Origin of the sequence: Vibrio sp. 14N.309.X.WAT.E.F5 (assembly GCF_030397615.1) — a bacterium.
GTDB classification, from domain to species: Bacteria; Pseudomonadota; Gammaproteobacteria; order Enterobacterales; family Vibrionaceae; genus Vibrio; species Vibrio lentus.
Map to the genome: position 1 here is coordinate 178,017 of NZ_JAPNXR010000001.1, position 13,216 is coordinate 191,232.

Below are 13,216 nucleotides of genomic sequence, written 5' to 3' on the forward strand. Positions count from 1 at the left end.
TGGCTATTTTGTTCAATTTAATAGCAGAAATTGTGGTTACAGCGTTGTGTTTCGAGGCTCATTCGATAAGATGAAAAGACCTCTAATGCTAGAGGTAGGGCAGCAACGGATACGCTGCTTCAAATACTATGGAATGTGACTCAATTATTGGACACATACATGAAATTCAAGATTACATCGCCGATTATTGAACCTACAGAAGGTTCACCACATCAGTTAACGCTCACTCACGCTTCTCGTTTTACCTCCTTTAAGACAAGATCCCCTTTGAACACCCTGTTCGACAACGTCTCTGCACGCTTCTTTACTGCTTATCGCTCCTATTGTTATTCGTTTTATAACTTTATTTCTATCTGAACTCCTTTGTCATCCGCTCGATGTACGAAGACTCACACCTATAAAAACTAAACAAATAAGTTAAAAACAATGAATATTAAAATGATGGGTAGCTCCCTAATTATCGCTGGTACCGCTCTCGGTGCTGGTATGCTTGCGATCCCAATGGTATTAGCTCAATTTGGATTGCTTTACGGCACGCTGCTGATGGTTCTGATCTGTTTCGGTACCACTTACGCAGCATTATTACTTCTAGAAGCGACCATCAAAGCCGGTGGCGGTCTAGGGTTGAACTCTATTGCTCGAAAAACTCTGGGCAAACAAGGGCAGTTGATTACCAACGGCCTACTTTACGCGTTATTGATTTGCCTATTGATGGCCTACATTCTGGGGGCGGGTGATTTGCTGAGTAAGTTACTGTCTAACTTCGGTGTAGACATTAGCGCAACGACGAGCCAAATCACCTTTACTTTACTTGCGGGTGCAGTTGTCGCGAGTGGCACAGGAGTGATTGATAAGCTCAACCGCGCATTGTTCTTTGTGATGTTAGCAAGCTTGTTTGCAACTATGGTGTTTTTGGCACCAAGCATGACGCAAGAAAACTTGATGCAGGTAACCAGTCATGACCATGTCGATCTAATCAAAACCAGTGCAATCCTGTTCACAAGCTTTGGCTTTATGGTTGTGATTCCAACCTTGGTTTCTTACAACCACGAAGCGACAGACAAACAGCTGCGTAACATGGTGATCGTCGGTTCTCTGATTCCATTAGTGTGCTACCTGTGCTGGTTGTTTGCTGTGGTCGGTAACTTGAGTGAAGAGCAATTTAGAAGCTTTAAGAACGTATCAGATTTGATGGCGGCTTTTGAGGCTCAGTCTCCTTGGGTGGGTAATGTTCTGTCTACCTTCACTGGCTTGGCGTTGTTGACCTCTTTCTTTGGTGTAGCGATGTCTTTGTTCAACCAGAACAGAGACATGTTTAACCAAAACACAGCGGTCACTTACTGCATTAGTTTCATCTTGCCGCTGGCGGGTTCATTGCTTGCTGCAGATAAGTTCCTACAAGTGTTGAACTATGCAGGCATCATCTTAGTGTTCTTGGCTGTTTTTGTTCCTCTGGTGATGGTTCATAAGCAACGCTTTATGAAAGTAGCGGAAGACAGATACAGCGCTGAAGGTGGCCGACCAATGATGCTTTTCTCATTGTTGTTTGGTTGCTTCTTGCTTATCTCGCAAGTGATTTAGCAAAACAATTTGGTCGGTTGAATAAATCAGTCACCAAGTTTTAGCTACAAAAGCTTTAAATACAAAAAAAGGAACGCATTGGCGTTCCTTTTTTATTATTTGCTCGTTACCAAGCAAGCTGTGTTAGAAGCTATTAACAAACAACCTTAACTGCCAAACCACCTTGAGAAGTCTCACGGTATTTAGCGTTCATGTCTTTACCAGTTTCTAGCATAGTTTCGATAACTTTATCTAGAGAAACAGTAGGAGCAGAAGAGCGACGAAGTGCCATACGAGTTGAGTTGATTGCTTTAACTGCAGCAATACCGTTACGCTCGATACATGGTACTTGTACTTGGCCAGCAACTGGGTCACACGTTAGACCTAGGTTGTGCTCCATGCCGATTTCTGCAGCCATACATACTTGCTCAGGGCTACCACCCATAAGCTCAGCAAGACCAGCAGCAGCCATAGAACATGCCACACCAACTTCACCCTGACAGCCAACTTCAGCGCCAGAGATAGAAGCGTTACGCTTGTAAAGACCACCGATCGCGCCAGAAGCTGCGAAGTAACGGATGTAGTCTTTCTCTGTCACTGTTTGGATGAACTTATCGTAGTAAGCCAATACAGCTGGGATGATGCCACACGCGCCGTTTGTTGGTGCTGTTACTACACGACCGCCCGCTGCGTTTTCTTCGTTTACTGCGAAAGCAAACATGTTCACCCAGTCAACAACCGTCATTGGATCGTTAGTTGTTTTTTCTGAAGTGATCAGCTGTTGGCGAAGTGCTGCTGCACGACGAGGTACACGCAGTGGACCAGGCAGGATACCTTCAGTATTCATACCGCGATCCATACATTCACGCATCGTTCTCCAGATGTTAGCGAAGTAAGTACGAGACTCTTCGTCTGAGTGGAAAGCCGCTTGGTTTTTCATAACCAGTGTACTGATAGAAAGGCCGCTTTCTTTACACTGATTAACCAGCTCTTCAGCTGTTGTGAATTCGTAAGGTGCTTTAATTGGGTTTTCTTCTTCTTTGCCGAAGCTCTCTTCGTCAACGATGAAACCACCACCAATTGAGTAGTATGTTTTTGAGTATGCTACTTCGTCATCAACCCAAGCATGAATGCTCATGCCATTTTCATGTAATGAAAGGTTCGAAGTATGGAAGTTCATTCCGCCATCTTTAGGGAACGAAACAGTATGACAGTGCATACCAACAGGTAGACGTTCAGTTTCTTCTACTCGAGCAATAAAGCCCGCGATAGAGTCGATATCTACTTTCTCAGGAGTATTGCCAGCAAGACCCATGATGATAGCGATATCTGTGTGGTGACCTTTCCCTGTCAGTGATAGTGATCCATATACGTCCACGGTGATTTTAGTGATGTCGCGCAATTTTCCCATTGAACGTAGGTCATCAATAAATTCTTTACCCGCTTTCATTGGTCCAACTGTGTGTGAGCTCGATGGACCAACACCGATTTTATAGATATCAAATACACTAATCATAGCGATTACCTCAAAAAGAGAGCCTCCCAAGGGGAGTAGGGAGGCTCATTTATTATCATTATATTTTGTGTTTAATCTCGCGATATAAGATGAAGCTCATCTTATAAAAAGTGCTTTAGATTAAAGAGCGCCGTAGATTACAGAACTAATAGCCGCTAGACCACATAAAGCTGTAAAGATTTGCACAGGTGCTGATGTTTTGTACTTAGCCATTGCTGGTACTTTCTGCATCGCGAATACAGGCATTAGGAACAGGATAGCTGCAATCATTGGAGCACCCATTGTTTCAATCATACCTAGGATGCTTGGGTTAACTACCGCAACAATCCAAGTTGTAACAACGATGAACGCTAGAGATGCTTTCTCAATCGTGCTGATTGAAGAACCAGAGCGAGACTTGATTAGACCAACAAGACCTTCATGAGCACCTAGGAAGTGACCGAAGTAGCTAGAAGTGATTGCTGCGAACGCTACTAGAGGACCCATGTAAGAGATAAGTGGAGACCCGTGAACGTTAGCTAGGTAAGAAAGTACAGAGATGTTTTGTGCTTGCGCTGTTGCTAGTTGCTCTGGAGATAGAGAAAGTACTACAGAGAATACGAAGAACATTACAAAACCCATCAGCATCATTGCTGCGCCGCCAGTGATCGCGTCAGTTTTCTTAACTGCGTCATCACCGTATACACGACGTTGCTCTTTAGAGAACTGTGAAATGATTGGGCTGTGGTTGAAAGAGAACACGATGATTGGAATCGCAAGCCAGATAATAGAAGGCATTGCTGACCATTCTGGGCTTGTTTCCATCATTGAAGTGTTCCAATCAGGAACTAGATAGAAAGATAATGCTAGTAGGATGAATACTAGTGGGTAAACCATCGCTGAAGTTGCTTTAAGCATCAGTTCTTTACCGAATACAACACCTGCTGTCATAGCAAGGATAAGTGCACCAGAAAGAAGAGGACGAGGAATAGATTCCATGCCCATTTGGTTTACTAGGAAAGAATCAACCGTGTTGGTGATACCAACGCCGTAGATAAGAACGATTGGGTAGATAGCGAAAAAGTAAGCAAAAGTAATAAGGTTTGCGCCGGTCTTACCGAAGTGTTCTTCAACTGTATCTGTAATGTCTGCTTCAGGGTTCTTAGAAGACAGTACGAAACGAGCTAGAGATTTGTGTGCGAACCAAGTCATTGGCGCCGCGATTAGAGCTAGGATAACTAATGGCCAAAAACCACCCGCACCAGCTTTGATTGGAAGAAATAGTACGCCAGCACCAACTGCTGTACCGAATAGTGATAAACACCAGGTAAAATCTTTATAGTTAAACTTGCTTGAATCTTTAACGGCATTTGCCGAAGAAGTTGTTGTGTTCATGTTAAATTACTCATTTTTTGGGAACAGGAAATAAGTTGGGGTAATTCTGCAGAATTTTCTTCTGCAAAAAATAGATCTAAATCATGTAATGAAACGGCGTGTCACATGATATGCGAAAAACGGATTTTTGATCACGAAATTGGCGTGCTACAGGTGATTTATGTTCATGCTAGGTATTAGTTTTTGTTATGCGAAAGGCGAGGTTGTTGAGATTTATACCAGGAAAACGTTTGCGTAAAATTGCATTAATAAATCTGTTCCATAGAAAGGCTGATTTTTGTTAACAGAGATTAAACAAAACGTAGTTGCTATGTAATTTGTTGCACTACATGCTGCTGCAATGATTGGATGATTTGAGCTGTGACGCCCCATATAAGGTGCTCTTCGAAGGGCATGGCAAAAACACGGTGTTTGATTTTCTTAAAGTTGACGGTGTGGCTATGAAGCTTGGCTTGATCCAAAACATAGGTGGCAGGAACCTCAAAAATAGAGGCAACTTCGTTCTGATCAATAACCGCTTTGTAATCAGGATCGACCATTGCAACAATAGGTGTCACAGAAAATTTACTAATGGTACTCAATGCTGGTAATTGCCCAACAATTTTAACTTGATCCGATCGAATTCCTACTTCCTCGTGTAGTTCTCTTAGTGCAGTAAATTGCATAGAAGGGTCAGATTGCTCATGTTTTCCCCCCGGGAAGCTGATTTGACCTGGGTGGTGCTTAAGATGTGCTGCTCTTTTAGTAAAAATGACATGTAAACCGTCTTCTCGTTCAACTAAACCAACCACAACTGCAGCCTTACGTAGTTGCTCCCCACTAATATGAGAAACACGCTCTACAGATTCAGGGTGGTAACCAACCGTTGGGTTAAGTTGGAACTGTTGAAGGAAGTTGTCTTTATTCATGCCATGCCAATATGTTGATTATTATACTTTTAAGTATAGGCACAACAGCGAGTTGAAAGCCAATTTCGCGGCTCAGCTCGTTTTGCGTAGGCTTTTGTACCTGATCTGTTTGCTTCACCCTTTTTCAGGTACCAATAGATAGAATCGCCAATCAATAGAGAAGCTCGGTGTGCTTTATCTTAAATTGTCAGGTTTTTGCTATATTCAATATGGGTATATGAGCCAGTAAGCGTTACCCATGTCATAAAATTGAGTGGTGAAACGTAGTTTTTGTCTTTAAGAATTTGATAACACTCACCTAGTGGCTCATTCTAAAAAGAAATAGAAGAAAAGGTATGAGATGAAAGGAATCATATTCACTGAATTTTTAGAGCTTGTTGAAGATAAGTTTGGTTTGGAACTTTTGGAAGAAGTTTTAGAAATGTCTGAAGACGAAGGGATCTATACATCGGTTGGAAGTTACGACCATAAAGATCTCGTGAAACTCATTATTAACCTAAGTAAGAAAACCGATATCGATGCTGGGAGTTTACAACGCGTATTTGGGCAGTCGGTATTTAAGAACTTGTTAGCCTCTTTACCAAACAAAGCCAGCCTTGCACATAGCAATACCACTTTTCAATTTATCCAACACGTAGAGCGCTATATTCATGTAGAAGTGAAGAAGCTCTATCCCGACGCAGAGCCACCAGAATTTAGTTTCATCACTACGACTGAAGCGCAACTCATCTTTGATTACAAGAGCGCAAGATGCATGTCGCATGTCTGCTTGGGGTTAATCGAGGGGTGTGCTGACTATCATGGTGAAACCATCGTGGTAGAAATGACACCTCAGAATGATGACCAAAGTGTGGTTAGGTTTAATTTAAAAGTCGAAAAGTAATATGGATCTGGCATCAGCCCTAGAAAAGAAGCTTAAACGTCAAATAGCGGCACGAAAAGCGGCTGAAGCATTGTTGGAACAAAAGAGCCTTGAACTGTTTGAGGCTAACCAACAGCTTGAACTTGCACTTCGTCAGTTAGAAAAACGTTCGAACGCGAATATTCGTCGCATTGAGTTTCAAGAACAAATCGACAACTTGTTGATCGATTTTGGGCGCGCGTTTCTCAGAAATGACCTTGACGATATTATGTTGTCTGAACTAACGACTAACGTAACCAACAGCTATTTGATTGAATCCAGTCGCCTGATACTCCCTCCCAAGCTTATCCCTCAGCTTCTTACATACGATTATGGCGACGAAACTGTCGGTGAACTTGACCAAAATATTCAGGAGCCTCAATGGCAAGGTGACTTGTTGACGGTGCCTCTTGAAGTGGAGAAGGTGATCGTTGGTGCGCTGATCGTTAAGGTTAGGTTGCTCGATCAAGACTATGAGTTTATCGAGAGTCAGCTCTTGTTAGTAACGGATCTGATTTGCAGCGCGCTCAGTCACCAATTAGCGATTAATCGAAATATTGAGTCACGACAACGAGCGGAAGAATCCGAAAGGGCGACACGCGATTTCGTTGCGATGATCAACCATGAACTAAGAACTCCGCTTAACGGCTTGCTAGGCAGTGCTGAGTTGATCAGTGATACCGAGCTGAACTGTTCTCAGCGCGAGATAGTGAACAACCTAAGTCAATCTGGTGAATTTCTAAGAACCATCATTAATGACCTACTGGATTACAGTAAAATTAATGCAGGGATGCTGGAGCTTATTCCTAAGAAATTTGCGCTACACGATTTGCGAAATACGATTGAAAGTATCTTCATCAACCGAGCGATTGAGAAGCAGCTTAAATTCCAGATCACTATTGCGCCAGACGTACCGACTCATTTCAACGGTGATTTAGAACGTATCACTCAACTGTTCGTAAACTTAATTGGCAATGCAATCAAATTTACAGAACACGGGCATGTCAAAGTCGATATTAAGTGGGAAAACAACCAGTTCGTTTTCTCTGTGGAAGATACCGGTGTCGGTATAGCAGAATCCGCCCATAAAACACTGTTTGAACCTTTTACCCAGGCTGACAATTCAAGTAGCAGAAACTATGAAGGTACGGGGCTTGGTTTAGCGATTTGTCGTAAGTTGGTGGTTCTGATGAATGGTGATATTGGCGTTACCAGTGTCTTGGGTTCTGGTACTACGTTTACTATCTCAGTTCCGCTTCAAGTTATCGATGTTCCAGTAGAGAGCGATTGCGTGGCTAAAAGCTTCGAATCAGAGGTCGAACTGTCTTTACTTAAAGTTCTAGTGGTGGATGATATTAAGATGAACCAAATCATCATCCAACAGATGCTGCGTAAATATGAGATAGAGCCGACCATCGCAGGTAATGGAGTCGAAGGGCTGGAACTGGCCTCTGACAATGAATATGACATCGTGTTTATGGATTGCAGGATGCCAGTCATGGATGGCTTTGAAGCGACACAAAAGCTTAGAAAGAAAGGCTACACTAAGTCTATTGTGGCACTCACCGCCGGAACGACACTTGAAGAGCGTGAACGTTGCATTAAGTCTGGAATGGATGACATCCTCAGCAAACCCTATACCTCGAATGATCTTAAAGACATGCTTAAGAAGTGGGGTATTGCGCCAGTAACTGTTGCTTAACGCTAACGCATCCGTATTTTGTCTTTTCTAAAAACTGAAAACCCTAAGCGATCTTGGATGGCTTAGGGTTTGTTTTATTTTATGCCTTAGATTGGTCAACACGCCGCTAATTTATGCTGAGGTAGTTATCGATTTAAATTAGCACTCTTCAAGTACAGGCAAGATACGGCTCAGCTTATCGAGTGTTTCTTGATATTCAGAGGCACAATCACTATCAAATACCACACCACCGCCAGCCCAGGCATAGAGGGCATTATCTTCCGCCACTAAGGTACGAATCGTAATACTGGTGTCCATTCTGCCATTACGGCTGATGTAGCCAATACTGCCGCAGTACGCTGAACGTCGATGGGGTTCTAACTCTTCAATGATCTGCATCGCGCGAACTTTTGGTGCTCCGGTAATCGATCCTCCAGGGAAACAGGCTCTTAATAAGTCAGTTGCTGAATACTGAACATCTAACTCTGCTCTAATCGTACTGACCAAGTGGTGAACGGCAGGGAAGCTTTCAATCTCAAACAATTTAGGGACGTGAACCGAGCCTGGCTTTGCAACTCTACCGATGTCATTGCGCAGTAGGTCGACGATCATCAGGTTTTCTGCCTGATCTTTTTCTGCTGCCGCTAAGTCTTGTGCATTGGCGTCGTCAATCATGGGTTCTTCAGAACGAGGACGTGTGCCTTTGATTGGTTTTGTTTCAATGGTGCCACTATTGAGCTCTAGGAATCGTTCAGGAGAAACACTTAAGATTGCTGAGTGTTCAAGACGAATAAAACCAGAAAACGGCGCCGAATTGTATTGCTCTAACTTTTCATAAGCGAGCCATTCGCTGCCTTGGTAATCGGCACGAAAACGTTGAGCAAGGTTTATCTGATAACAGTCACCCGACAACAAGTACTCTTGAACGCTATCGAACTTATTGGCATAACTTTGTTCAGTCATATTGGATTGCCATGGGGTGGTTAATCCAAAGTTCTGATGAGCCCGTTCTGCTCTTTCTGCTTGTTGGCTTGGCGATTGTTGTTGAGTTAACCAATCCCAATGGGTATCAATGTTTTGCCCAACAAGGAACGCAGCTTTAAGCTTGTGATCAACAATTACAGCCCATTCATACAATCCAACCGCCATGTCTGGCGCAGAAATATCACGCTTAGCAAGAGAGGGCAGAGCTTCCACTCGTCGTCCCAAATCGTAGCTAAAATAGCCTAAAGCGCCACCTATGAAAGGCAGTTCAGGATGCTCACTGGTTGCGGGTAGTAATTGCTGTTGATATTGGTCGAGTAGTTCGAAAGGGTCTGACTCTGAAACCTCGCACGTCTCATTAACATTGACGGTCGTTTTTGCACCGATTGTCTCGAAGGTGGCGATGGGTTGAGCAACTAAAATGTCGTATCGACTATCAACGTGGCTTTCTGAGGCAGAGCGTAATAGCATTGCCCACGGCACGCTTTCAATATGAGAAAACAGCTGTTTAGCTAAAGTTGATTGATATTCAAGCGGCTTGATTTGGATAGAGCGAAATTCGTTGTTATTCATTTGTTTAATTTGTGACAAAGAGTTCGATCACTGCATGGCGTGTGAGAGGAAGCAAGAGTATCATAAATTGAAAATAAAATGGGTTCTTGATTAGAACGGTGCAAACCACATGGTTTAGTTTAAAGCTATGCAAGCGATTGCTAAAGCAACTAAATACAGCTCAACATAATAAAAAGCTAAGCCAACTAATCCGGTTAGACAAAAACAGTCTAACCAAGACCCCACATGGAACCAGAACAATAAAGAGGCATGCAATGACGGTTATTCGTAAGCAAGATGTGATCAGCAGTGTCGCTGACGCACTTCAGTACATTTCTTATTATCACCCTTTAGACTTTGTCCAAGCCCTAGAAAAAGCGTACGAGAAAGAAGAGAGCCAAGCAGCAAAAGATGCTATCGCTCAGATTCTGATCAACTCGCGTATGTCTGCGGAAGGCCATCGTCCAATTTGTCAGGATACGGGTATTGTTACTTGTTTCGTGAACATCGGTATGGATGTTAGGTGGGAAACGGATCAAACAGTACAACAGATGGTTGATGAAGGCGTTCGTCAAGCTTACAACAACCCAGATAACCCATTGCGTGCATCTGTCCTAATGGACCCTGCAGGTAAGCGTATTAATACCAAAGACAACACACCAGCGGTTGTTCACATTAATATGGTTCCTGGCAACAAAGTTGAAATTCAAATCGCAGCAAAAGGCGGCGGTTCTGAGAACAAAACCAAGATGGTGATGCTGAACCCTTCTGATGATATTGCAGAATGGGTAGAGAAGACGCTACCAACAATGGGTGCGGGCTGGTGTCCACCGGGCATGCTAGGTATAGGTATTGGTGGTACGGCAGAGAAAGCAGCAGTACTAGCAAAAGAATCTTTGATGGAACACATCGATATTCAAGAGCTTATCGAAAAAGGCCCTGAGAACACAGAAGAAGAGCTTCGTCTAGACATCTTCAACCGTGTAAACAAGCTGGGTATTGGTGCACAAGGTCTTGGCGGTCTAACCACTGTGGTTGACGTAAAAATCAAAACAGCACCAACTCATGCAGCCTCTAAGCCTGTTTGCTTGATCCCGAACTGTGCAGCAACACGTCACGTACATTTCACATTAGACGGCAGCGGCCCTGCAGAGCTAACACCACCTAAGTTAGAAGAGTGGCCAGATATTACTTGGGAAGCAGGTGCAAATACTCGCCGTGTTAACCTTGATGAAATTACTAAAGAAGACGTTCAAGAGTGGAAGACCGGCGAAACGGTTCTTCTATCAGGCAAGATCTTAACCGGTCGTGATGCAGCGCATAAGCGTATTCAAGGCATGCTTGAAAGTGGTGAAGGTTTACCAGAAGGCGTCGACCTGAAAGGTAAGTTCATTTACTACGTAGGCCCTGTTGATGCAGTAGGCGATGAAGCGGTAGGTCCTGCTGGCCCAACAACGTCTACTCGTATGGATAAGTTCACCGACATGATGCTAGAAGAAACCGGCATTATGGGCATGATTGGTAAAGCAGAGCGCGGCCCTGCAACGGTTGAGTCAATCAAACAACATAAATCGGTTTACCTGATGGCGGTTGGTGGTGCAGCTTATTTAGTGGCTAAAGCAATTAAAAAAGCACGTGTGGTTGCGTTTGAAGATCTCGGTATGGAAGCGATCTACGAGTTTGAAGTTGAAGACATGCCGGTAACGGTTGCGGTTGACTCTAACGGCGTGAACGCGCACCAGATCGGCCCTGACACGTGGAAAGTGAAAATTGCTGAAGCTGAAAAAGCATAATTTACCGAAGTCAAAAGTCGTAACAGGCGCTAGCTTCAGCGTTTGAATTGCAATTCTTGACAGAAACTTGAAGACAAAAGTGCAGCATTATTTGCACTTTTGTCTTATTATCAATGATATAGTGATGAACACATAGTTTGATATAAGAACATAGGAGAGAGGAATGCCTCGTTTTATTCAGATCCTACAGATTATCTTGGCAGTGGTGATTGGTGCTTTTGTTGGTTACGACCTGATCTTGAAAGGGATCAGTATCTTTGATAATAAATACGTGACGATTACTTGTGCACTTTGGCTAATCGCAGAGATTGCACTGTTTGTTATCTACAAGTTGATTGAAGACGATTAAGAGTCGGATATCGCAGAAAAATTCTAAAGCCCCTGATTATGAACGTAGTCAGGGGCTTTTATTCATCTAGCATTAAGAATGGGTATTGCATACTCATCAACATCAACATCAACATCAACATCAAGACAAGCAAAAGCATACAAACTATCCCAACTGGGAAAGAACATAGGCTTGCCTCTCTATTATCATAATCAGCTAGCCTAACTATCACGGAGTCGTTCAAATGAAACACCTAACTCAAGAAATGAGTGACTTTATAAGCAGAGGAACGGATTCTCACATTCGAGTAGCGGTCACGGGGCTTTCTCGTGCGGGTAAGACAGCCTTCATTACTTCGCTGGTTAATCAGCTTCTTCATACGTCTACCCACAAAAATCTGCCTCTACTTGCATCGGCGAGAGACGGAAGAATTATTGGCGCTAAGCGCATCCCGCAACACAATATGATGATCCCACGCTTCTCTTATGATGAAGCGATGGAAGCTTTGAATGCGCAGCCACCAGAGTGGCCAGTACCGACGCGTGATGTCAGTGAGATTCGTCTAGCCATCAAATATAAGCCAGCTAAAGGCGCAAAGAAGCTACTGAGTAAAAACAGCACCCTTTATCTCGATATTGTCGATTATCCAGGTGAGTGGCTACTTGATTTACCTTTGCTGGATATGGACTTTGATACTTGGAGCCAATCCCAATTCGCCGCGTTGAAAGGCGACAGAGAAACCTACTCGCAACAGTGGAACACAATGCGTGGTGACATTGACTTGCTAGCCGAAGCCGACGAAAAGAAACTGGTCGCGATTGCCGATAGCTATACTCAGTACCTTCATACTTGTAAGGATAACGGCTTGCACTGGGTACAGCCGGGTCGATTCGTATTGCCGGGTGAGCTTGAAGGTGCGCCTGTGCTGCAATTCTTCCCGTGTGCTGCACCCGAGGGTAAATTCTCGAAAACCAGCAACTATGCGGTTTTAAAAGCGCGTTATGAAGAGTATCAACAGAAAGTCGTAAAGGCGTTCTATAAGAATCACTTTGCTACGTTCGACAGACAAATCGTGCTGGTGGATTGCTTGCAGCCACTCAACGCGGGCTATGACTCTTTCATGGACATGCGTGGTGCGTTAGAACAGTTATTGAAGAGCTTTAAGTACGGGCGAAGCAATATGCTAAGACGCTTGTTTGCGCCGAAGATTGACAAGATCTTGTTTGCTGCCACTAAGGCTGATCACGTGACACCGGATCAACATCCGAACTTGGTATCGCTGTTACAGCAGATGGTACACCCTGCTTGGCAACAGGCGGCGTTTGAACACATCGACATGAGTTGCATGAGCATTGCGTCTATTCAAGCGACCAGCGCGGGTTATATCTCGTCGGGTTCAGACAATGTTCCAGCACTGCAAGGTGTCACTTTAAACAACGAGCCTCAAACCATGTATCCGGGTGAGGTGCCGCGCAAACTGCCGAACAAACAGTATTGGGAAACCAACCAGTTTGATTTCACGAGCTTTAGGCCAATGGAACAACACTCCGATGAGCCTTGTCAGCATCTGAGAGTCGACAAGGTTTTAGAGTATCTCATTGGCGATAAGTTGAAGTAAT

At 43.8% G+C, this 13,216-nt stretch carries 10 protein-coding genes; 6 read left to right on the forward strand and 4 right to left on the reverse strand.

Annotation, left to right across the window (positions count from 1 at the left end; all coding sequences use genetic code 11):
• The first annotated feature begins 438 nt into the window (after positions 1–438).
• Entirely contained in the window at positions 439–1,581 is a 1,143-nt protein-coding gene (locus OW495_RS00775) for an aromatic amino acid transport family protein (RefSeq protein ID WP_102278442.1), read from the forward strand.
• A gap of 133 nt (positions 1,582–1,714) precedes the next feature.
• On the opposite strand, the gene OW495_RS00780 is transcribed toward OW495_RS00775, so the two are convergent.
• The 3 genes from OW495_RS00780 to OW495_RS00790 all read right to left on the reverse strand — a co-directional run bounded on the left by OW495_RS00780 (position 1,715) and on the right by OW495_RS00790 (position 5,358).
• Positions 1,715–3,076 carry an L-serine ammonia-lyase gene (locus OW495_RS00780; protein ID WP_102307422.1) on the reverse strand — a complete coding sequence of 454 codons (1,362 nt, stop codon included), beginning with the start codon at positions 3,074–3,076 and terminating at the stop codon, positions 1,715–1,717.
• A gap of 120 nt (positions 3,077–3,196) precedes the next feature.
• On the reverse strand, positions 3,197–4,450 hold the full coding sequence (locus OW495_RS00785) for an aromatic amino acid transport family protein (RefSeq protein WP_102512860.1): 1,254 nt from the start codon (positions 4,448–4,450) through the stop codon (positions 3,197–3,199).
• A 308-nt stretch (positions 4,451–4,758) separates the two neighbouring features.
• Positions 4,759–5,358 (reverse strand): CoA pyrophosphatase, encoded by a 600-nt coding sequence (locus OW495_RS00790; RefSeq protein ID WP_017109688.1) that lies wholly within the window; start codon positions 5,356–5,358, stop codon positions 4,759–4,761.
• A 340-nt stretch (positions 5,359–5,698) separates the two neighbouring features.
• Here OW495_RS00790 and OW495_RS00795 point away from each other — a divergent pair, with 340 nt between their 5' ends.
• Together OW495_RS00795 and OW495_RS00800 are read left to right on the forward strand one after the other, a co-directional pair.
• On the forward strand, positions 5,699–6,241 hold the full coding sequence (locus OW495_RS00795) for a heme NO-binding domain-containing protein (protein WP_065103740.1): 543 nt from the start codon (positions 5,699–5,701) through the stop codon (positions 6,239–6,241).
• 1 nt (position 6,242) lies between these two features.
• Entirely contained in the window at positions 6,243–7,961 is a 1,719-nt protein-coding gene (locus OW495_RS00800) for an ATP-binding protein (protein WP_289884406.1), read from the forward strand.
• 138 nt (positions 7,962–8,099) lie between these two features.
• On the opposite strand, the gene pabB is transcribed toward OW495_RS00800, so the two are convergent.
• Entirely contained in the window at positions 8,100–9,497 is a 1,398-nt protein-coding gene (gene pabB / locus OW495_RS00805) for an aminodeoxychorismate synthase component I (RefSeq protein ID WP_289884407.1), read from the reverse strand.
• Positions 9,498–9,751: 254 nt separating this feature from the next.
• Here pabB and OW495_RS00810 point away from each other — a divergent pair, with 254 nt between their 5' ends.
• The 3 genes from OW495_RS00810 to OW495_RS00820 all read left to right on the forward strand — a co-directional run bounded on the left by OW495_RS00810 (position 9,752) and on the right by OW495_RS00820 (position 13,215).
• Complete coding sequence (locus OW495_RS00810) at positions 9,752–11,269, forward strand: fumarate hydratase (RefSeq protein ID WP_289884408.1); 1,518 nt, start codon at positions 9,752–9,754, stop codon at positions 11,267–11,269.
• 163 nt (positions 11,270–11,432) lie between these two features.
• Positions 11,433–11,618: a hypothetical protein gene (locus OW495_RS00815; RefSeq protein WP_004734731.1), complete on the forward strand. Its 186-nt coding sequence runs from the start codon at positions 11,433–11,435 to the stop codon at positions 11,616–11,618.
• A 223-nt stretch (positions 11,619–11,841) separates the two neighbouring features.
• Positions 11,842–13,215: a YcjX family protein gene (locus OW495_RS00820; RefSeq protein WP_289884409.1), complete on the forward strand. Its 1,374-nt coding sequence runs from the start codon at positions 11,842–11,844 to the stop codon at positions 13,213–13,215.
• Position 13,216 lies beyond the last annotated feature (1 nt).

Excerpts from the sequence above, each read along its gene's own strand:
- pabB (WP_289884407.1), bottom strand. The coding sequence starts at position 9,497 with ATGAATAACAACGAATTTCGCTCTATCCAAATCAAGCCGCTTGAATAT.
- OW495_RS00790 (WP_017109688.1), bottom strand. The coding sequence starts at position 5,358 with ATGAATAAAGACAACTTCCTTCAACAGTTCCAACTTAACCCAACGGTT.
- OW495_RS00795 (WP_065103740.1), top strand. The coding sequence starts at position 5,699 with ATGAAAGGAATCATATTCACTGAATTTTTAGAGCTTGTTGAAGATAAG.
- OW495_RS00810 (WP_289884408.1), top strand. The coding sequence starts at position 9,752 with ATGACGGTTATTCGTAAGCAAGATGTGATCAGCAGTGTCGCTGACGCA.
- OW495_RS00780 (WP_102307422.1), bottom strand. The coding sequence starts at position 3,076 with ATGATTAGTGTATTTGATATCTATAAAATCGGTGTTGGTCCATCGAGC.
- OW495_RS00820 (WP_289884409.1), top strand. The coding sequence starts at position 11,842 with ATGAAACACCTAACTCAAGAAATGAGTGACTTTATAAGCAGAGGAACG.
- OW495_RS00785 (WP_102512860.1), bottom strand. The coding sequence starts at position 4,450 with ATGAACACAACAACTTCTTCGGCAAATGCCGTTAAAGATTCAAGCAAG.
- OW495_RS00775 (WP_102278442.1), top strand. The coding sequence starts at position 439 with ATGATGGGTAGCTCCCTAATTATCGCTGGTACCGCTCTCGGTGCTGGT.
- OW495_RS00800 (WP_289884406.1), top strand. The coding sequence starts at position 6,243 with ATGGATCTGGCATCAGCCCTAGAAAAGAAGCTTAAACGTCAAATAGCG.
- OW495_RS00815 (WP_004734731.1), top strand. The coding sequence starts at position 11,433 with ATGCCTCGTTTTATTCAGATCCTACAGATTATCTTGGCAGTGGTGATT.